The following is a 19778-nucleotide window of genomic DNA, read 5'->3' as shown; positions in this document are numbered from 1 at the left end:
CTAGCGCTCGAGCAGTTCGCGCAAGCCGGCCTCATCCAGCAGCGTCACGCCGAGCGATTCGGCTTTGTCGCGCTTGGACCCGGGGTCCTCGCCGACGACCACGTAGTCGGTGTTGCCCGACACACTGCCGGTGACCTTGCCGCCGCGCGCCTCGATGGCTGATCTGGCCTCGTCGCGGGTCAGCCCCGAGAGACTGCCGGTGAGCACAAAAGTCTGCCCGGCAAGCGGCTGATCGGCCTCGCCGCCGGACGAGGCCGCCGGCGAGGGCCAGTGGACGCCGGCATCACGAAGCCCCTCGATCACCGCCTGGTTATGGGGCTGCTCGAAAAATCGTCGGATCGACTCGGCCACCACCGGCCCCACATCCGGCACCAGCTCCAGCGTTGGTTGATCGGCGGCCATCAACGCGTCCAGATCACCGAAGTGTCGCGCCAGGCCCTCGGCGGTCACCTCGCCCACCTGACTGATGCCCAGGGCGTAGAGAAACCGTCCCAGGGTGGTTGCCCTTGACTGGTCGATGGCCTCGATGAGGTTGTGTGAGGATTTCTCGCCCATACGCTCGAGCCCACGCAGGTCGGCCTGTCGAAGGTGGTATAGATCGACCACGGTGTGGACACGCTCGGTGGCCACCAACTGCTCGATGAGCTTCTCGCCCAGGCCGTCGATATCCATGGCCCGACGCGAGACAAAGTGCATCAGCGCTCCCATGCGCTGGGCCGGGCAATAAAGCCCACCCATGCAGCGATGGGCGGCCTCGTCATCGATACGCACGACATCCGAGTCGCAGACGGGACAGCGCTCGGGCATCTGCCATGGCCGAGCATCCGCGGGCCGTTGGTCGGTGACCACGCTGGTGACCTCGGGGATCACATCCCCGGCCCGGCGCACCATCACGGTATCCCCCGCGCGGACATCCTTGCGGTGGACCTCGTCGAGGTTGTGGAGCGTCGCCCGACTGACCACCACACCACCGACCTCGACAGGGCTGAGCTCGGCGACCGGCGTGATCACGCCGGTACGCCCCACCGAGGGGCTGATCCGCTCGACGGTGGTGGTGGCCTCACGGGCCGGCAGCTTGTGCGCCAGCGCCCACCGCGGGGCCCGTGCCGTTGCACCCAGCTGCTGCCAGGCTGCCCGGTCGTCGAGCTTGTAGACCGCGCCGTCGACCTCGTAGTCGAGACCATCCCGGTCATCGATCAACCGCTGGTGATAGTCCAGACAGCCCGCGGCGCCGGTGACCCGTTCGATGCGTTCATTGACCCGGAACCCCCACCGACGCAGGACATCGAGGCAGTCGAAGTGATACCGCGGCAGTTGCTCCCCCCCCTCGCCAATCCCGAAGGCGAACAACGTCAGCGGCCGCCGCGCCGTGACCCGGGCATCGAGCTGTCGCAGGCTGCCGGCAGCGGCGTTCCGGGGGTTGGCGAATGGCCGCTCATCCTCGGCCATGCGCTGGTTGTTGAGCTTGTCGAAATCGCGCCGGCGAATGACCACCTCGCCGCGGATCTCGACCCGCGGGGGTGGCTCATCGCTCAGTAGCGTCAGGGGGATACTGCGAATGGTCCGGGCATTAGCGGTGATGTCCTCGCCCACCTGCCCGTCCCCCCGAGTGGCGGCGCGGACCAGGTGGCCGTTTTCATAGGTCAGGTTGATAGAGACGCCGTCGAGCTTAGGCTCGGCCACATACCCGGGTGGCGCGCTCGTCCCCAGGGCCTCGCGCAACCGACGGTCGAATTCCTCGACGTCGTCGGCTTCGAAGGCGTTGGCCAGCGACAGCATGGGTTGTCCGTGGCGGGCGCTCTCGAATGCCGACTGCGGCTGAGCCCCCACCCGCTGAGTCGGCGAGTAAGCGGTCACCAGCTCGGGGTGCTCGGCCTCCAGGGATTCGAGCACTTTCAGCAGCTGATCGTATTCGCGATCGGAGATCTGCGGGTCATCGAGCACGTAATAGCGGTGGTTGTGATACTCGATCTGCCGACGCAGGGACGCCGCCCGCTCGGCGGGCGTTGGCTTTTCATCGGCCATGGTTCAACCCAGTCGCCGCCGGGCAAGATGCGCCCGCCGCCGGTATTCGCGCAGTTCTTCGCGGATGTGTTCGATGGCCTGTCGCGTCAGATCGCAGCGCCGTCCATCCAGCAGCTGCCCGCCCAGATCGGTGCTGACCCCCCGGGCGAGTTCGAGCATCTGTTCGAAGGCCGACAGGCCGTCAAACGGCCCGGGCAGCTGCATGATAAAGACCGCGCCCGGCGTGGTCGCCGACTCGGGCGCATCAAGATCAAAGGTCCCCGGCTCGACGACGTTGGCGACAGTAAAAAGCGGTGCCCGGCCCTGACCGGTGTCGAGCCCCCGCTGGAAAACGCCCTGCGGCGAGGCATGCAGCCCGCGCTTTTGCAGACTCGCCACCAGATCGGCCTGTTGGAACGGCGTATCGCGATGGGCCATGACGGTGAGCGCGACGATCTTCTCCTCGCCGTCGCGCTCGACCGGCGGTGGCTCATCCCCATCCTCCAGTGGCTCGCCGAGTGGCAGCTCGGGCTCTTCGACCGTTGGCTCGTGGGTGGGCGCCGGCGTTTGTCCGGCGGCCGGCGCGGGGTCTGGCCCTTCATCGGTAATCGGCTCGGGGGCGGGTTCGGCGCTCGGCGCCTCCTCCGGCGCCGGTTCGGGGGTCAGCGCTCCGGGTGACGCCGCCGGCTCCGGGGCAGGTGCCTCGTCAACACCCGGATTGACCACGCGTGCCGGCCCCAGCACCGCGCCATCCAGCGGATCCTCCATGAGCGGGTCGCTATCGCCGGCAAAAGGCTCACGGGGTGCCTGGCGACGGCTCGAGCGCCAGGGCGGCCCCTCGCGCCGCCAGCGCTGAAAGCGGGTGTAGCCGTAGACACCGATGACGATCACCGCCCCCAGAACCAGCAATATCCAGCGAAGTTCATCCATGCCTGATTACCGCCTCCCGTGTGCATCCAGATTGCATGGCGACCCAGGCGAACTCAAGCATCCGCCTCGGCCAGTTCCACGGCCGATGCCACATCCACGGCCACCAGCCGCGACACCCCCGGCTCGGCCATGGTGACACCCGCCAAATGACTGGCCGCCTCCATGGTCGCTTTGTTGTGCGTAATGACAATGAACTGCACGCGCTCGGACATCTCCTTGAGCAGATCGCAGAAGCGCCCCACATTGGCCTCGTCGAGCGGGGCATCGACCTCGTCGAGCATGCAGAACGGCGCCGGGTTGAGTTCGAAAATGGCAAACACCAGCGATACTGCCGCCAGGGCCTTCTCGCCGCCGGAGAGCAGATGGATGTTGCTGATGCGTTTCCCCGGCGGACGGGCCATGATCGTCACCCCGGTCTCGAGCAGGTCATCGTCGGTCATCTCCAGATACGCCTGACCGCCGCCGAAAAGCCGCGGGAACAACCGCTGGAGCCCGGCATTGACCTTATCGAAGGTCGCCTTGAAGCGAGCCCGGGTCTCACGGTCGATCCGCTGTATGGCGTCCTGGAGTGTCTCGAGGGCTTCGCTGAGATCGGCGTGCTGGCGGTCGAGGTAGCTTTTGCGCTCGGACAGGGTCTGGTGCTCGTCGATGGCCGCCAGGTTGATGGGCCCGAGGCGGCGGATGCGCTCATCCAGGCGGGTGATGGCTTTCTCCCAGTCCGCCTCGCTGGCATCCGCCGGCAGGGCCGCGGCCAGTTCTGCCGGGTCGACCTCCATGCCATCGAGTTGCTCTTGCTGCGTGCGGATTCGCACCTCGATCTCGTGGTCCTGGTAACGCGCCGACTCGGCCTGCTCTCTGAGCTCGGTCACCGCGGATTCGGCGGCGACACGCTTTTGATCCAGCTCGCGCAGCTCCGCATCCATGGCCTGGAGCTTCTGCCGGGCGGCGGTCAGCTCGTCTTCGACGGCCACGCGCCGCTCGAGCAGCGACTGCCGCTCGTGCTCGAGGCTGTCATCCGGGTCGGCGATCTCCGCGAGCGACTGCTCGAGTGTGCGATTACGGGCCTCGAGCCGCTCGGTCTGGCGCTGCGAACGGCTAATGGCCTCTTCGACCGACTGCAACGCGGTCTGGGCGCTCTCGATCCGAAGCGCCAGATCCTGGCGCGAATGGCGCGTCTCGACGCTCTGCTCCCGCGCGGCCTGCAGCGCCTCGCGAGCGGCATGCAGTCGCTTTTCGAGCGGCTCGCGCTGCGCATCCGCCGCCTCGACCTCGTCAAGTGCGGTCTGCAGCCGCTCGCGGGCCTCGCGAATCGAGGTGGCACCGGTTTCCATGGTCTCGATGAGGTCGTCGCGTTCGGCCTGCAGGTCATCGCGGCGCTTGGCACGGGCTTTTTGCTGAGCCTGGGCAGACTCGATGCGTGCCTCGATCGCCGCGATTCGACGCTCAAGATCGCTGCGCTCGGCCATCTGTGACTCGCGGCTTTCGTCAAGCTCGGCGAGGCGTTGTTCGGCCTGCGCACAGTCGGCTTCGGCGGTGGCTACCTCCGATTCGAGTTCGCGGATCCGCTCGGCGCTCGCCTCAAGTGCGCCCGCCCGGGCAATGACCCCGGCCTCGGCGTTGTCCTCGACCGCCAGCATGCGCAGCCATTGGTGACCCAGCCAGCGGCCGTCGGGGGTGACCACCGACTCACCCGCCGGCAACCCGGCGAGCATCTCGCGGGCGGCGGCCACATCGGGGGCGGCGTGCACGTGGGCAAGCAGATCGCACAGCGCGGCCGGACCCTGAAGTAGATTCTGCAGCGGCTGCCCGGCGGTGTCGCTTGCCGGCTGCCGGGCTGCGGGCTCGTCGTCACCGCGGTAGAGCATCACCCGCCCCTGTTCGGGGGCTTCGGTCTGGTTGGCGAGGGCCAGCGGGTCGCCGGCGGCAACCGCCTGCAAGGCGTCGCCCAGGACCGCTTCGACGGCCGGCTCCCATCCCGGCTCGACACGCAACTGCTCGGCAAGCCGCTTTTGGGCATCCACGCCCGCGGCGTCGAGCCAGCGCTCGAGGGCCTCATCCGCACCCAGCGCCGCGTCCTGCAACGTCTGCAGCGAGGTCTGCCGGGCCTTTTCCTCGGATAGCCGGTTGCGCGTCGCCGTCAGCCGGCGCTGCGCCTCGTCGCGGGCCTCGCGCTGCTCCGCGAGCGCTGACTCGGTGGTCTCGAGCCGCGATCCCACGGCCTGGTGTTGCTCACGCAAGGCCGTCAAATCGCGGGTCATGGTCTCGTCGTCTCCGGCCTCATCCACCAACCCGTCAAGTGCTTCATCGATGCGCTGACGGCGGCGGTGCTGGTCGAACTGCCGCTCTTCGAGCTGTTCAATGCGGGCCCGTTCGATCTCGGCATTGCCCTCGGCCTGATTGCGGGCTTCGGTGTGCGCATCCAGCGCCTCGCGGGCCTCGTCGACCCGGGCCTGGGCGGTTTCAACGCCTGCCTCCGCCTCGGCCAGGCGCTGATCGATGGCCTCGAGCTCGGGGTTGAGGGTGGTCAGACGACTGCGCAGAAGTTGCTCTTTTTCGCGGTCGGCGGTCAGCGCCTGTTGGGCTTCGGCGAGGGCCTCGCGATTGCCTTCGAGCTCGCGTTGGCTGCTCTCGCGCAGCTCATCGCGATGGCTGATGCGCTGCTCGATGCGAGCGATATCCGAGCCGAGCTGGTAGTAGCGGCCCTGGATTTCGTTGAGCTGATCACTCTCCTCGGCGTGTCGGGCGCGCAGCGCCTCCATTTCGCGCTCGCAGCCCCGCTGTTCGGCCACCCGGGCCTCGAGCGCGGTTTCGCGCTCGGCCAGTGTCTGCTGCAGCGACTGCCGCTCGGCCTGCATGGCATTGATCTTGAGCAGCAAAAGCTCGGCCCGTCGCTGACGCTCTTGCTTTTTGAGATCCCGATACTGCTCGGCGGTCTCCGCCTGTTTGGCCAGCTTCTCGAGCTGTCGGCCCACCTCGTCGCGCACATCCTCGAGGCGCTCGAGGTTTTCGTGGGTATCCCGCATGCGTCGTTCGGTCTCGCGACGGCGCTCTTTGTACAGGCTGATCCCGGCGGCCTCTTCCAGATAGGCGCGCAGCTCCTCGGGTTTGGCCTCAATCAGCCGTGAGATGGTGCCCTGCTCGATAATCGAGTAACTGCGCGGCCCCAGCCCGGTGCCCAGAAACACATCGGTAATATCCCGCCGCCGGCAACGTGTGCCGTTTAGGTAGTAGGCGGATTGGCCATCGCGATTGACCTGACGACGCACCGAGATTTCGGCAAAACCGGCATACTGCCCGCCCAGGCTGCCATCGCTGTTGTCAAAGAAAAGCTCGATGCTCGCCTGACCCACCGGTTTGCGGTTGCCCGAGCCGCTGAAGATCACATCGGCCATCGAGCCACCACGCAGGTGTTTGGCCGAGCTCTCGCCCATCACCCAGCGCACGGCATCGATAATGTTGGATTTGCCGCAACCATTGGGCCCGACGATGACGGTGATCCCGCCGGGAAACGGCACCGGCGTCGCATCAACAAACGACTTGAACCCGGTCAGACGGATTTTGCTAAGACGCATTGGCGCTGCATTTCACGGCATCGGTAGAACCGCAAAAATACCGGGTTTAACGCCAACTTGGAACGGCTCACCGATGGCCCGCGCGTCTAGCCCCTCGAGCCCAGTCGGCGGTAGAGCGTGCTGCGACTGACGCCCAGTGCCCGAGCCGCGGCGCTGATGTTGCCACGGTGGCTTTCGAGCACCGACTGCATGTGCTGCGCCTCGGCGGCCTTCAGTGACTGCCCCTCGCCCGCCGCCAACGGTCCGGCCGGGCCGGTCCCCTTGGCAATGGCCGACGGCAGGTCCTCGAGCGCGATGGGGTGTCCGGGCTCACGCAGGGCCACGGCGGTGGAGATGACGTTTTCCATCTCACGCAAGTTGCCCGGCCAGTGATAGGCCAGCAGCCGCTCCCAGGCCGCGGGGGCAATGCTCGCGCTCGGGTCGCATCGCTCCAGCGACCGCGTGATCAACCCCTCCCGATCGCTGCGCTGGGCAAGGCGCGGCAACCCGATCCGCAACCCGCACAGACGGTAGTAGAGATCGGCCCGGAATTCTCCGGCCTCGACCCGTTGGCTCAGATCCTGATTGGTGGCGCTGATCACCGCAAAGTCCACGGCCACGGGCTGCTGCCCGCCCACCGGCAATACCGTTTTCTCCTGCAACACCCGCAGCAAACGGGTCTGCAGGGCCAAAGGCATATCGCCGATCTCGTCAAGAAACAGCGTCCCGCCGTGGGCGTCGCGCACCCGGCCGGTAGCGCCCTTGGGGTTCGCACCGGTAAAGGCGCCGGGGACATGCCCGAAGAGCTCGGACTCGGCGAGGGTCTCGGGGATCGCCGCGCAGTTGACCGTGACCAGCGGCCCGTCGGAGCGCGGGCCGTTGTCGTGGAGAAAGCGCGCCATGAGCTCTTTGCCGGTGCCCGTCTCGCCTTCGATCAACACCGGAATCCCGCGGTGGAACACCCGCCGGGCCCGGTCGGCCAGTTTTTCAATGCTCGGATCGCCGGCGTGCAGTTGCCCGGCGCTGTGTTGATCAACCGCCGGAGGCGATGACGACATCACCCGACGGGATGGCTGCGCCATAGCGGTTTTCACGCACACGGTAATGCCCGCCCGGGTGCGCAGCATGGACGGCTCGCTGCGATGGGCACAAAGATGGTCGAGCGTGCACTGGAAAAGCGCCTCGACGGTCGCACCGTGTGGCACATCGGCAAAGTAGTCCCTGGCGACGGCGTTCAAGGCACATAGCCGGCCGTGATCGTCGAAGACCACGATCCCCTCGCCCAGGGTCCCGAGCAGTTCCGGCCGCGCGTGGAAGTGGACATAAAGCGCCTCGCCGAAGTGCGCCTCGAGCATGCGGTTTTCGATCATGCGAGCGCCCATGCGGACCAAACCCAGCGAGTGCAGCTGTCGTGCCGGCTGATCGCCCGAGACATCGAGAACGCCCAGCACCTCGCCGGTCGGGGCGTGGATGGGCGAAGCCGCGCAGGTCAGAAAGGCATTGCACTCGAGATAATGCTCGGGGCCGTGGACCGAGGCACATCGCGCCTCGGCGACGGCCAGGCCAATGGCATTGGTCCCCCGGGCCTGCTCGCCCCAGCAGGCCCCAGGTGACAGCGCGACCCGCTGACTGCGCTGATGAAAACCGGCATCGCCCTGGCGCTCGAGGATCACGCCGTTGACATCGGTCAGTAACACGGCGCTACCGGTGCCGGCGATCTGCTGGTAGAGGTTTTCGAGCTCGGGCAGGGCAAAACTGATCAGCCGTTCGTTTTGCTGTCGCAGGGCATTGAGCGGGCCGGACTCGATCACCGCGTCGCTGACGGTCCGGTCGACGGCCAGTCCGAACTGCCGCGAGCGCTGCCACGAACCGGCCACCCCGTCGGCGGCGCCCGTGGGCTGCTCGCCGGCGAGCAAGCGGTTGCGCACGGCGACGAGATCCCGCCGGTCGATGAACGGCGTTGAATCCATGGCTCCTCCTCTGTCGCATATCGCAACAGTCCTGTCCGATATCGGGACAGTTCGTGGTCGGCTCTGTGGCCACCTTTTGCCCAGAGCATCCCCGGAAAAACCCGGTAACGCAAGGGTTTGCGAGCCATCCGTCGAACCTGGAACGGATTTTGCTGTTACTAAGCGAGCGCCACCGGCGCGATAACAACCCAATGGAGGAGAACCATGATTTACGCAGCACCTGGCAGCAGTGATGCCATCATCAGCTTTAAGTCCCGCTACGAGAACTACATCGGCGGGGACTGGAAAGCCCCGGCCGACGGCGAGTACTTCGAAAACCCCACGCCCGTCACCGGGCAGACTTTCTGCAGCATTCCCCGGTCGAAGGCCGCGGACATCGAAATGGCCCTAGACGCCGCCCACGCGGCCAAAGCGAGCTGGGGCAAGACCCCGGTCGCTGAGCGGGCGGTGGTGCTCAACCGCATTGCCGATCGCATCGAGGAGAATCTCGAAAAGCTGGCGGTGGCCGAGGCCTGGGAAAACGGCAAACCGGTCCGCGAAACGCTGGCCGCCGACCTGCCTTTGGCGGTGGACCACTTCCGCTACTTCGCCGGCGTCATCCGCGCCCAGGAAGGGACGGTCGGCGAGCTCGACGACGACACCGTGGCTTACCACTTCCACGAACCACTGGGCGTGGTCGGGCAGATCATCCCCTGGAACTTCCCCATCCTGATGGCGACCTGGAAGCTGGCTCCGGCGCTCGCCGCCGGCAACTGCGTGGTCCTCAAGCCCGCCGAGCAGACGCCGGCCAGCATCCTTGTGCTCATGGAGATGATTGCCGATCTGCTCCCGGCCGGCGTGGTCAATATCGTCAACGGCTTTGGCGCCGAGGCCGGCAAGGCCCTGGCCTCGAACCCGCGCATCGCCAAGGTGGCGTTTACTGGCGAGACCACCACCGGGCGACTGATCATGCAGTACGCCTCGGAGAATCTCATCCCGGTCACCCTCGAGCTGGGCGGCAAATCCCCCAATGTCTTTTTTGATGACTGCTTTGCCGCCGATGATGGTTTCCGCGAGAAATGCCTCGAGGGCTTTGCAATGTTTGCCCTCAACCAGGGCGAGGTCTGCACCTGCCCGTCCCGAGCCCTGGTTCAGAAATCGTTCTACGCCGATTTCATGGATGCCGCCCTGGACCGGGTCGGTCGCATCAAGACCGGCAACCCGCTGGATACCGACACCATGGTCGGCGCACAGGCCTCGCAGGATCAGCTCGAGAAGATCCTTGCTTACATGGATATCGGCAAAAAAGAAGGCGCCAAGGTGCTGGCCGGTGGCGAGCAGCTCAAACCCGAAGGGGACCTGGCCGGGGGCTACTACGTGCAGCCGACGGTCTTCGAAGGCCAGAACCGCATGCGCGTATTCCAGGAAGAGATCTTCGGGCCGGTGGTCTCGGTCACCGACTTCAGCGACATGGATGATGCCCTTTCGATCTCCAACGACACGCTCTACGGCCTGGGGGCCGGTGTCTGGTCCCGCAGCGCCCACACCATGTATCGAATGGGCCGGGGCATCCAGGCCGGTCGAGTGTGGACCAACTGCTATCACCTCTACCCGGCCCACGCCGCCTTTGGTGGCTACAAGCACTCGGGGATCGGCCGCGAGAACCACCTGATGATGCTGGCCCACTATCAGCAGACCAAGAACCTGCTGGTGAGCTACAGTCAGGCACCGATGGGGCTGTTCTAGGCCACCCATCATCAACGGCCGGTGCCCGACTCGGGCACCGGCCGATTCTGACAACGCGGAGGCAGAACAATGAGCGATTCCGAACCAAAGCTGAGCGCCACGCCCGAGGCCGAGGCGCTGGTCCGATCACTTCGCGAGCGTCATGGACCGCTGGTTTTTCATCAATCCGGCGGCTGCTGTGACGGCAGCGCGCCGATGTGCTACCCGCGGGATGAGTTCCGCATTGGCGCTCGGGATGTCCATCTTGGGGATATCGCTGGCGAGCCATTCTACATCGGCGGGGACCAGTACGAGCTCTGGGCCCACACCCGCTTGATCATCGATGTGGTCAACGGCCGTGGCTCCGGTTTTTCGCTGGAAGCGCCGGAGGGTAAGCGCTTTTTGACCCGATCCGAGGTGTGCGGCATCCCCGGCGAGGCCTAGCCGCCGGCGCGAAGCAGCTGCGCGATCCGCTCGACACCGGCTTCGAGCCGTTCCATAGCGGTCGTGTAGGCAAAACGCATATGCCGCTCCGGGGCGGTCTGCTCAAAATCGAGCCCGGGCGTCGCCGCCACCCCGGCCCGGTCAAGCAACGCCTCGGCCAGCTCGGCGCTGTCATCGGTCAGCCCCGAGACATCGGCATAAAGATAGAACGCGCCGTCCGGGTGGCCGGGGATGTGAAAGCCCAGCTCCCGCAGGGCCGGCAGCAGAAAATCCCGCCGCTGGCGAAACGCGGCGCGTCGTGACTCGAATATCGCCCGGGCCTCATCGCCAAAGCAGGCCAGGGCGGCATGCTGGGCCGGGGTCGATGCACTGATGAATAGGTTCTGCATGAGTTTTTCCGCCACCGGCACCCACTCGGCGGGCATGACCATCCAGCCCAATCGCCAGCCGGTCATGCCGAAATACTTTGAAAAACTGTTGATGATGATGCTGCCCGGCGCATGAACCACGCCCTGAGCGGGTGGGTCACCATAGTGCAGGCCATGGTAGATCTCATCGACGATCAGCCCGACCCCCCGTTCCTCGGCAAAAGCCGCCAGCCCCGCCAGATCGGCGGCGCCCGCCAGCGTCCCGGTAGGGTTGCCCGGCGAGCCGACCATGATCGCGGCGGTCCGGGGATCCGCCGCCGCCCGCGCCAGCCCGGCGGTGAGCTGATAATCGGTATCCGCCGTCACCCGGACCGCTCGCGGCCGGGCATCGACCAGCTCGACGAAGTTGCGATTGCAGGGATACCCCGGATCGGGCAGCAACACGTTTTGCCCGGGGTCGGCAAGCATGGCAAGAGCGACCACCAGCGCGCCACTGGCGCCGGGCGTGATCACGATGCGCTGCGGGTCCACCGGCGCCTGGTAGTGATCGGCGTAATGCCGGGCGATCGCCTCACGCAACTCGGGCAGACCGCCGGCGGGGAGGTAACCGGTCTCGCCGGCGGCCAGTGCGGCGCGCCCGGCCTCGGTGACCGGCGCCGCGGTCGGGAAATCCGGCTCGCCGATTTCCATATGCACGATGTCCTGGCCGGCCGCCTCGAGCTCACGGGCGCGGGCCAGCAACGCCATAACATGGAAGGGCTGGATGCGGTGACTGCGCCGCGAGAGCGTAACCATCGACATTGATCGGCTCCCTGGACAAAGCCCCATTCTAGCAGCCCCCGCGGCTCAAACCCGCGCTATCATCCGGCCATGGACGATACCCGATACGTCGGACGCTTTGCCCCGAGCCCCACCGGGCCGTTGCATTTTGGCTCGCTGGTCGCAGCGCTTGCCAGCTATCTGGATGCCCGCGCCAACCAGGGTCGCTGGCATCTGCGCATCGATGATGTCGACCGGGGCCGCGCCCGGGCCGATGCCAGGCAAGCCATCATCGACGGGCTGGCCCGCCTGGGTCTGCACTGGGATGGCGAGATTGTCGACCAAAGCCGGCAGACCCATCACTATCAGGCCGCCCTGGAGCGCCTCCAGTCCCGGGCAATGGCCTACCCCTGCGGCTGCACCCGCCGGGCGGTCATGGCCCGGGCCCGCCGCGGGCCCGCGGGGATGATCTACCCCGGCACCTGTCGCGATGGCCTGCCTCCGGGCACTGCGGCGCGGAGCTGGCGGTTTCGCAGCCCCGAGCGCGCCATCGAGTTCCATGACCGGTGCATGGGCCAGCAGTCGATCCAACTCGATGAGGCAATCGGCGATTTTGTCATCCGCCGGGGTGATGGGTTGCACGCCTACCATCTGGCCATGGTGGTGGATGACGCCCGATTGGGGGTGACCGACATCGTTCGCGGCGCGGATCTGCTGCCGGCGACCGCGCCCCAGATCGCCCTGCAGCAGGCCCTGGCGCTGCCGACGCCGCGCTACCTGCATATTCCAGTCGCCACTGATCACACCGGACGCAAGCTGAGCAAGACCAACGGAGCCGCCGCCATCGACCCGGCATCGGCCCCGGCCCTGCTCTGCCGGGCGCTGGCATTCCTCGGCCAGATGCCGCCGCAAAAACTCGAGCGTGCCGCCCCCTCGGCCATCCTCGACTGGGCCGTCGCGCACTGGCGCACGGAGGCTATCCCCCGCCACGCGCCCTTGTGATACGTTTGGTAACAACAACGGGAGGAGAGCCATGCCTGATCACAAGTCGGCACCCGGGTCGCTGAGTCTATTGTTGCTGGCCCTGGGCGTTGTGGCGTTTGTCTCGCCGGTGCTCGTCTGGTGGCTCGAGACCACGCCCGCCTGGTTCCTGCCTTTTATCGGCTGGTTTGGCTACATCGTCGTGGTCGCCATCAGCAGCCTCTCGCGGAGACGCCATGGGCTATAACCTGGGGGGGCTTTTTCTCGCGGCAATGGCCTATCTGTTGCTGCTCTTTCTGGTCGCCCATGCCGGCGAGCGACGCTGGCTGCCCCGCCGACTGATCCGACACCCGCTGGTCCACGCCCTGGCGCTTGGCGTGTATGCCACCACCTGGAGCTATTACGGCAGCGTGGGATTTGCCGCCGACTCGGGGCTGACGTATATCACGATCTATCTGGGGGTGACGCTGGCGTTTGCGCTCACCCCGGTCCTGATGCTGCCACTGATGCGGATCACCCGACGCCATCAGCTGACCTCGGTGGCCGATCTCTTTGCCTTTCGCTTCGACAGCCGCCTGGCCGGGGTTCTGGTCACATTGATGCTCCTCGCCGGCAGCCTGCCCTATCTCGCCTTGCAGATCCGGGCGGTGGCCGAGTCCACCCGGGTGTTGAGCGGCGAAGGCAACCCGCAATCCATTGCCGTTGTCTTTTGCATTATCGTCAGCGTCTTCGCCATCATCTTCGGGGTGAGGCACGTCACCCCTCGCGAACGGCATGACGGCCTGGTGGCGGCCATCGCCTTCGAGTCGGTGGTCAAGCTCGCAGCGCTGCTGGCAATTGCCTGGATCGCACTGCAGCTGGGCTTTGGCGGGCCCAGTGGGCTGGACCGCTGGCTTGACGATCACCCGCAGCAGCTGCGGGCGTTTTATGCCGGTGCCGGCGGGCCGACCTGGGCGGGATTGACGTTTCTGGCATTCGCCGCGGCCTTTCTGCTGCCCCGCCAGTTCCACATGCTTTTTGCCGAAAACCCCCAGGAGAGCAGCCTGAAGACCGCCTGCTGGGCGTTTCCGATGTTCCTGCTGCTGCTGGCCATGGCCATTCCGCCGATCATGTGGGCGGGCGTGGCGCTTGATGTGGGTCTGCCAGACGACTACACGCTGCTTGGCATCGCCGCGCTCACCGACTCCAGCCTGATGGTGATTGTCGCCTATCTCGGCGGGATATCCGCCGCCAGCGCCATGATCATCGTCTCAACGCTGGCGCTCTCATCCATGTGCCTCAACCATCTGTTGCTGCCGGCCATGCACCTCGCGGGTCAGTCCGACTTCTACCTCATGCTGCGCTGGGCCCGGCGCATGCTCATTGCCGTGATCATCGCCGCGGGTTTTCTATTCTATCTCACCCTCGCCCGCACCGAGGGGCTGGTGTCCTGGGGGCTGATTTCGTTTCTGGCCATGGCCCAGCTCCTGCCCGGGGTGCTGGCGGTGCTCTACTGGCCCGGCGCCACGCGCCAGGGGTTCATTGCCGGTCTGCTCACCGGCGGGGCCATCTGGGGGATCGCCGGTCTGCTGCCGGCGCTGACCGCGGTCGGGCCTATCCAGATCGTCGGGGTCGATCTGGCGGTGGCCGCATCGGCCGATCATTTCGGTCAGCTGGCATTCTGGTCGGTGACCGCCAATGGGTTGATGACACTGGCGGTGTCTATCTTCACCCGGCAGGGCGTGCGCGAGGGAGAGACCGCCGCGGCCTGCCGCGAGATCAGCACGCGGGTGCCCTCCGGGACGCTGCAGGCCCAGTCGCCCTATCAGTTTGTCGAGCAGTTGAGTCCTGTCACCGGCGAGCCGGCGGCCCGGGCCGAGATCGGCAAAGCGCTGGAGGATCTGGGCCTGGCCTGGGGCGAGAACCGGCCGGACCGTCTGCACCAGTTACGCGATCAAATCCAGCGCAACCTCTCGGGCATGATGGGGCCGGTGCTCGCGCGGGATATTGTCGACGAGTGCCTGCAGCTGGACGCCGACAGCCGCGCGGCGGTGGCGCAGAACGTGCGGATCATCGAAGAGCGCCTTGAACGCGCCCGGGGCGATTTCCGGGGCATTGCCGCCGAGCTGGACAACCTGCGGCGTTACCACCGCCAGATCCTCGAGGACCTGCCCATGGGCGTGGTCGCCCTGACACCGGCCGGGCGCATTGCGCGCTGGAATCCGGCCATGCACACACTCACCGGTGTCAGCGCCGGCAAGGTACTGGGCCGTGCCATGGCCGAGCTGCCGGCGCCCTGGGACAACCTGCTCGCCGAGTTCATCGCCGCCGACAGCGATCATGCCTACAAAAGGCGACTCGATCTGCCCGGCGGGATCCGCTGGATGAACCTCCACCGCGCCCAGATTGGCGACGCCGAGGGCGATCTGCGCGCCGACAGCCTGGTGCTCATCGAGGATGTCACCGAACTCCAGCGCCTGGAAAACGAGCTCACCCACAGCGAACGGCTGGCCTCCATCGGCCGGCTGGCCGCCGGGGTTGCCCACGAGATTGGCAACCCGGTCACCGGCATCGACTGCCTGGCCCAGGAACTGCGCGAACAGCGCCCCGACGAACAACGCCTCGAGCAGATCCTCGCGCAGACCAGGCGGATCAGTCACATCGTCCAGACCCTGGTGAGCTATGCCCATGCCGGCGAACATCGCCCGCATGCCGAGCCGCGGCCAACCCGGCTGCAGGCCATTGCCGAGGAGGCAGAGCACCTTGTTCGACTCAACCCCGGCGCGCGGTCGATGCGATTCAGCCACGAGCTCGACGAGGCCCTCGAAGTGATGGGCGAGCATCAAAGGCTGGTCCAGGTGTTCGTCAACCTCTACAGCAATGCCGTGGATGCCTGTGGCGGCGAGGGGGCGATCACCACCACCGCCAAAGCCCAGCGCGACGGCATCCAGATCCGCATCAGCGATACCGGACCCGGTGTCCCGGCAAGCATCCGGGACAAGGTGCTAGAGCCGTTTTTCACCACGAAAACGCCCGGTGAGGGCACCGGGCTTGGCCTGGCGCTGGCCCACAACATCATCGAAGAGTTTGGCGGGCGGCTGAAACTCAACAACCGGCGTGGCCGTGGCGCTGGCGCCGAGGTGGTCATCCGCCTGCCCTATCCCCAGACCCTGGAGCAGCAAGCCAATGGCTGATGTGCTGATCATCGAAGACGAGTCCATCATTCGCGACGCGGTGGCCCGTTACCTGGAACGCCACGGGCTGAGCGTCAAGGGCGTCGAATCGCTGGAGGCGGCCCTTGCCGAGGGGCCGCTCGGCAACCACGATCTCATCCTCGCCGATATGCGCCTGCCTGGCCGCAGCGGGCTCGAGGTGATCGCCGAGGCCGGCGCCACACCGGTGATCATCATGACCAGTTACGCCAGCATCGACTCGGCGGTCGAGGCCATGCGCAAAGGGGCCGTCGACTATGTCGCCAAACCCTTCGATAACGAAGAACTGCGCCTGACCGTCGAGCGGGCGCTGCGCGAGCATGCCCTGCAGCGGCAGAATGCCGCGCTCAAGGCACAGGTCAATGCGGACTATCCCGTCGACGGCATCGTCGGCCGGTCCGGGCCGATGAAACAGGTCTTCGAGCGGGTCCATCGCGTCGCGCCGACCGACACCACCGTCCTCATCCTGGGCGAATCCGGCACCGGCAAGGAGCTGGTGGCTCGGGCGCTGCACGACCGCAGCGAGCGACGGGACGGGCCTTTGATCGCGGTCAACTGTGCCGCGATTCCGGATACGCTGATCGAAGCCGAACTCTTTGGCCACGAGAAGGGGGCGTTCACCGGCGCGGATCGCACCCGCGAAGGGCTCATCGAGGCCGCCAGCGGGGGGACGCTTTTTCTCGACGAGATCGCCGAGCTGCCACCGGCGGCGCAGGCCCGGTTGCTGCGGGTCATGCAGGAGTCGGAGATCCGTCGGGTGGGAGCGTCGCAGTCGCGCCATGTGGATGTGCGCCTGATCGCCGCCACCCACCGCGATCTGCCAAAGCTCGTCGAGGCCGAGGCCTTTCGCGAGGACCTCTATTTTCGGATCAATGTCATGGAAATCCGGCTGCCCCCGCTGCGCAACCGGCCTGATGATATCCCCGAGCTGGCGCGCTTTATGCTCAACAAGGCCTGCCGCCGGCTGAATCGCCCGGCAATGACCCTGGGGGATGACGCGCTGGCCGCCATCACCGCCCACGACTGGCCGGGCAATGTCCGTGAACTGGAAAACACCATCGAAAGAGCGGTGATATTGGCGGATAATGACACTGTCTCAGTAGAGGATCTGGCACTGCCGGGCACCTCGCGCGATCCGGACAATGCCAACGCCGATCTCTCGCTGGAGGAGTATTTTCGGGCCTTTGTCCGCACTCACGAAGGACATCTGACCGAAACGGAACTTGCGCGCCGCCTGGGGATCAGCCGAAAGGCGCTGTGGCAGAAACGCCAGCGTCTTGGACTTCCGCGGCCACGGCAAGCAGGATAGGGGGAAACGTTCCGCCTCGAGAACGCCAACGGATTGTCATAAGGAGGAGAAACGGCATGTCCGCTGAAAAAACCTACCCGGTCCCGGAACAAACCGCGGCAAACGCGCTGCTCAACCGCGAGCAGTATGAGCAGATGTACCGCCGGTCACTGGAGGACCCTGAAAACTTCTGGGCCGAGCAGGCCGATGCCTTTCTGAGTTGGTTCAAGCGCTGGGACAAGGTCCAGAACAACGACCTCGCCAAAGGCCAGATCCGCTGGTTCGAGGGCGGCAAGCTCAACGTCAGCTACAACTGCCTTGATCGCCACCTGGACACCCACGGCGACCGTCACGCCATCATCTGGGAGGCCGATGAGCCGGGCACCACCCGACACATCACTTACCGCGAACTCCACGAAGCGGTCTGCCGTCTGGCCAACGTGCTCAAGGACCGCGGGGTCGGCAAGGGCGATCGTGTATCGATCTACATGCCCATGATCCCCGAGGCGGTCGTGGCCATGCTCGCCTGCACCCGGATCGGAGCGGTGCATTCCATCGTCTTTGGCGGCTTCTCGCCCCACGCCCTGCGCGACCGGATCGAGGATGCCGACTGCCGCACGGTAATCACCGCCGACGAAGGGCTACGCAGCGGCAAGCCGGTGCCGCTTAAGGAGAATGTGGAAAAGGCCATCGACGGCCTGGACAGTGTCCACACCGTGGTGACGGTCAAACACACCGGCAATGACGTGACCTGGCACCCCGAGCGGGACGTCTGGTACCACGAGGCCACGGCGGCGGCCAGCGCCGAGTGCGCCTGTGAAGAAATGGATGCCGAGGATCCGCTTTTCATCCTCTACACCTCCGGCTCCACCGGCAAGCCCAAGGGCGTGTTGCATACCACCGGGGGCTATCTGCTGCAGGCCTCGATGACCTTCAAGTATGTCTTCGACTACCACGACGGCGAGGTCTACTGGTGCACCGCCGATGTGGGCTGGGTCACCGGCCACAGCTACATCGTCTACGGCCCGCTTTCCAACGGCGCCACCAGCCTGGTCTTCGAGGGCGTGCCGACCTACCCGGATGCGGGGCGGTTCTGGCAGGTCATCGACGACCATCAGGTGAACATTTTCTACACCGCACCCACGGCCATCCGCTCGCTGATGGGCCAGGGTGAGGATCTGGTGAAGAAGTACTCACGCAGCAGCCTGCGGATCCTGGGCACGGTGGGTGAGCCCATCAACCCCGAAGCATGGGAGTGGTACTACCGCGTGGTGGGCGACGAGCGCTGCCGCATCGTCGATACCTGGTGGCAGACCGAAACCGGCGCGATCATGATCTCGGCGCTGCCGGGTGCCGTCGATCTCAAGCCCGGGTCGGCTACCCTGCCGTTCTTTGGCGTCGAGCCACAGCTCGTGGACAACGATGGCAACGTCCTGGAAGGCGCCACCGAGGGCAATCTGTGCATCAACCGGGCCTGGCCCAGCATGATGCGCACCATCTACGGCGATCATGAACGGTTCATGAACACCTACCTCACGACCTACAAGGGCAAGTACTTCACCGGTGACGGGGCCCGGCGGGACGAGGATGGCTATTACTGGATCACCGGCCGGGTCGATGACGTGCTCAACGTCTCGGGCCATCGCATGGGCACCGCCGAGATCGAAAGCGCACTGGTGCTGCATGAATCGGTGGCCGAGGCGGCCGTGGTCGGCTACCCCCACGACGTCAAGGGCCAGGGCATCTACTGCTATGTCACGCTGGTCAACGGCGTGGAGCCCAGTGATGATCTGCAGGCCGAGCTGGCCGGGCTGGTGCGCAAGGAGATCGGCCCCATTGCCAAGCCGGATGTCATTCAGTGGGCCCCGGGTCTGCCCAAGACCCGGTCCGGCAAGATCATGCGCCGTATCCTTCGCAAGGTGGCCACCAACGAGCTCGACAGCCTCGGGGATACCAGCACGCTGGCCGATCCAAGCGTGGTCGACGAGCTCATCAGCAACCGGGCCAACCGCTAGCCGGCGACACGGCGGCCCATCTGCGGGCCGCCGCTGTTACCTGATGTCACAGCGGGGCGTTACCCAAAGTAACATTCGCGATCTGAACCCGGTCGGCATCCGCCGGCCGCGGTCACTTGCGGCCCGCGCAAAGCCCGCCGTCATGCGGGTTGGCGATCACCCAGCCGGGATTCGGCCGTTGTGACAGAGTTAGCATGGTTCTTGCATCTAAACACATGACCGTCGAGAGACCGTCACGATAAAAACGGTGCGGGCCAGAAGCTCAGCACCGGGACAACCCAGCAGGAGGAGCTTTCTATGGCTTCAGGCAAGCAAGAGGCCGCCATGGCCTACTGGAAGGAGAACGTCAGACTGCTGATCACGTTGCTGATCATCTGGTTTGTCGTCTCCTACGGACTGGGCATCATCCTTGCCCCCGTACTCAACAATATCGTCATATCCGGTGTGCCCCTTGGCTTCTGGATTGCCCAGCAGGGCGCGATTTACGCCTTTATCGCGTTGATTTTCGTCTACGTGTTCAAGATGAACGCGCTGGATCGGAAATACGACGTCCACGAGGAATAACGGGGGTCA

13 protein-coding genes are annotated in these 19778 nt (G+C 65.9%); 8 read left to right on the top strand and 5 right to left on the bottom strand.

Annotated elements, in window-relative coordinates; genetic code table 11:
* The 4 genes from ligA to V6X73_RS04875 all read right to left on the bottom strand — a co-directional run bounded on the left by ligA (position 1) and on the right by V6X73_RS04875 (position 8455).
* Positions 1 to 2025, bottom strand: a complete 2025-nt coding sequence (ligA, locus tag V6X73_RS04890) for an NAD-dependent DNA ligase LigA (protein ID WP_367958717.1) — start codon at positions 2023 to 2025, stop codon at positions 1 to 3.
* A 3-nt stretch (positions 2026 to 2028) separates the two neighbouring features.
* Entirely contained in the window at positions 2029 to 2934 is a 906-nt protein-coding gene (gene zipA / locus V6X73_RS04885) for a cell division protein ZipA (RefSeq protein WP_367958718.1), read from the bottom strand.
* 53 nt (positions 2935 to 2987) lie between these two features.
* Positions 2988 to 6506 (bottom strand): chromosome segregation protein SMC, encoded by a 3519-nt coding sequence (smc, locus tag V6X73_RS04880; protein WP_367958719.1) that lies wholly within the window; start codon positions 6504 to 6506, stop codon positions 2988 to 2990.
* A gap of 86 nt (positions 6507 to 6592) precedes the next feature.
* Positions 6593 to 8455, bottom strand: coding sequence for a sigma-54-dependent Fis family transcriptional regulator (locus V6X73_RS04875; protein ID WP_367958720.1), 1863 nt, complete (start codon positions 8453 to 8455; stop codon positions 6593 to 6595).
* A gap of 204 nt (positions 8456 to 8659) precedes the next feature.
* Here V6X73_RS04875 and exaC point away from each other — a divergent pair, with 204 nt between their 5' ends.
* Both exaC and V6X73_RS04865 read left to right on the top strand, forming a co-directional pair.
* Positions 8660 to 10180: an acetaldehyde dehydrogenase ExaC gene (gene exaC, locus V6X73_RS04870; RefSeq protein ID WP_367958721.1), complete on the top strand. Its 1521-nt coding sequence runs from the start codon at positions 8660 to 8662 to the stop codon at positions 10178 to 10180.
* A 69-nt stretch (positions 10181 to 10249) separates the two neighbouring features.
* Positions 10250 to 10603, top strand: coding sequence for a DUF779 domain-containing protein (locus V6X73_RS04865; protein WP_367958723.1), 354 nt, complete (start codon positions 10250 to 10252; stop codon positions 10601 to 10603).
* Here V6X73_RS04865 and V6X73_RS04860 read toward each other — a convergent pair.
* Complete coding sequence (locus V6X73_RS04860) at positions 10600 to 11772, bottom strand: pyridoxal phosphate-dependent aminotransferase (protein ID WP_367958724.1); 1173 nt, start codon at positions 11770 to 11772, stop codon at positions 10600 to 10602. The genes V6X73_RS04865 and V6X73_RS04860 overlap by 4 nt on opposite strands.
* Before the next feature lie 69 nt (positions 11773 to 11841).
* Between V6X73_RS04860 and gluQRS the strand changes: the two genes are divergently transcribed.
* The 6 genes from gluQRS to V6X73_RS04830 all read left to right on the top strand — a co-directional run bounded on the left by gluQRS (position 11842) and on the right by V6X73_RS04830 (position 19769).
* Positions 11842 to 12732, top strand: coding sequence for a tRNA glutamyl-Q(34) synthetase GluQRS (gluQRS, locus tag V6X73_RS04855; protein WP_367958725.1), 891 nt, complete (start codon positions 11842 to 11844; stop codon positions 12730 to 12732).
* A gap of 31 nt (positions 12733 to 12763) precedes the next feature.
* Entirely contained in the window at positions 12764 to 12958 is a 195-nt protein-coding gene (locus tag V6X73_RS04850) for a hypothetical protein (RefSeq protein ID WP_367958726.1), read from the top strand.
* A complete protein-coding gene (locus V6X73_RS04845; protein WP_367958727.1) occupies positions 12948 to 15884 on the top strand; it encodes an ATP-binding protein in 2937 nt (978 codons plus the stop codon). The genes V6X73_RS04850 and V6X73_RS04845 overlap by 11 nt, the downstream gene beginning before the upstream one ends.
* Positions 15877 to 17211 carry a sigma-54-dependent transcriptional regulator gene (locus V6X73_RS04840; protein ID WP_367958729.1) on the top strand — a complete coding sequence of 445 codons (1335 nt, stop codon included), beginning with the start codon at positions 15877 to 15879 and terminating at the stop codon, positions 17209 to 17211. The genes V6X73_RS04845 and V6X73_RS04840 overlap by 8 nt, the downstream gene beginning before the upstream one ends.
* A gap of 56 nt (positions 17212 to 17267) precedes the next feature.
* Positions 17268 to 19205, top strand: a complete 1938-nt coding sequence (gene acs, locus V6X73_RS04835; RefSeq protein ID WP_367958731.1) for an acetate--CoA ligase — start codon at positions 17268 to 17270, stop codon at positions 19203 to 19205.
* A 297-nt stretch (positions 19206 to 19502) separates the two neighbouring features.
* Entirely contained in the window at positions 19503 to 19769 is a 267-nt protein-coding gene (locus V6X73_RS04830) for a DUF4212 domain-containing protein (protein WP_367958732.1), read from the top strand.
* Positions 19770 to 19778 lie beyond the last annotated feature (9 nt).

It is taken from the genome of Spiribacter pallidus, from assembly GCF_040838495.1.
GTDB lineage: Bacteria > Pseudomonadota > Gammaproteobacteria > Nitrococcales > Nitrococcaceae > Spiribacter > Spiribacter pallidus.
The sequence above is the reverse complement of the archived record's forward strand: the minus strand, read 5'-3'. Positions and strand labels throughout refer to the sequence as shown.

Bases quoted from the DNA above. Each gene is read 5' to 3' on its own strand.
- ligA (WP_367958717.1), bottom strand. From the start codon at position 2,025: ATGGCCGATGAAAAGCCAACGCCCGCCGAGCGGGCGGCGTCCCTGCGT.
- zipA (WP_367958718.1), bottom strand. From the start codon at position 2,934: ATGGATGAACTTCGCTGGATATTGCTGGTTCTGGGGGCGGTGATCGTC.
- smc (WP_367958719.1), bottom strand. From the start codon at position 6,506: ATGCGTCTTAGCAAAATCCGTCTGACCGGGTTCAAGTCGTTTGTTGAT.
- V6X73_RS04875 (WP_367958720.1), bottom strand. From the start codon at position 8,455: ATGGATTCAACGCCGTTCATCGACCGGCGGGATCTCGTCGCCGTGCGC.
- exaC (WP_367958721.1), top strand. From the start codon at position 8,660: ATGATTTACGCAGCACCTGGCAGCAGTGATGCCATCATCAGCTTTAAG.
- V6X73_RS04865 (WP_367958723.1), top strand. From the start codon at position 10,250: ATGAGCGATTCCGAACCAAAGCTGAGCGCCACGCCCGAGGCCGAGGCG.
- V6X73_RS04860 (WP_367958724.1), bottom strand. From the start codon at position 11,772: ATGTCGATGGTTACGCTCTCGCGGCGCAGTCACCGCATCCAGCCCTTC.
- gluQRS (WP_367958725.1), top strand. From the start codon at position 11,842: ATGGACGATACCCGATACGTCGGACGCTTTGCCCCGAGCCCCACCGGG.
- V6X73_RS04850 (WP_367958726.1), top strand. From the start codon at position 12,764: ATGCCTGATCACAAGTCGGCACCCGGGTCGCTGAGTCTATTGTTGCTG.
- V6X73_RS04845 (WP_367958727.1), top strand. From the start codon at position 12,948: ATGGGCTATAACCTGGGGGGGCTTTTTCTCGCGGCAATGGCCTATCTG.
- V6X73_RS04840 (WP_367958729.1), top strand. From the start codon at position 15,877: ATGGCTGATGTGCTGATCATCGAAGACGAGTCCATCATTCGCGACGCG.
- acs (WP_367958731.1), top strand. From the start codon at position 17,268: ATGTCCGCTGAAAAAACCTACCCGGTCCCGGAACAAACCGCGGCAAAC.
- V6X73_RS04830 (WP_367958732.1), top strand. From the start codon at position 19,503: ATGGCTTCAGGCAAGCAAGAGGCCGCCATGGCCTACTGGAAGGAGAAC.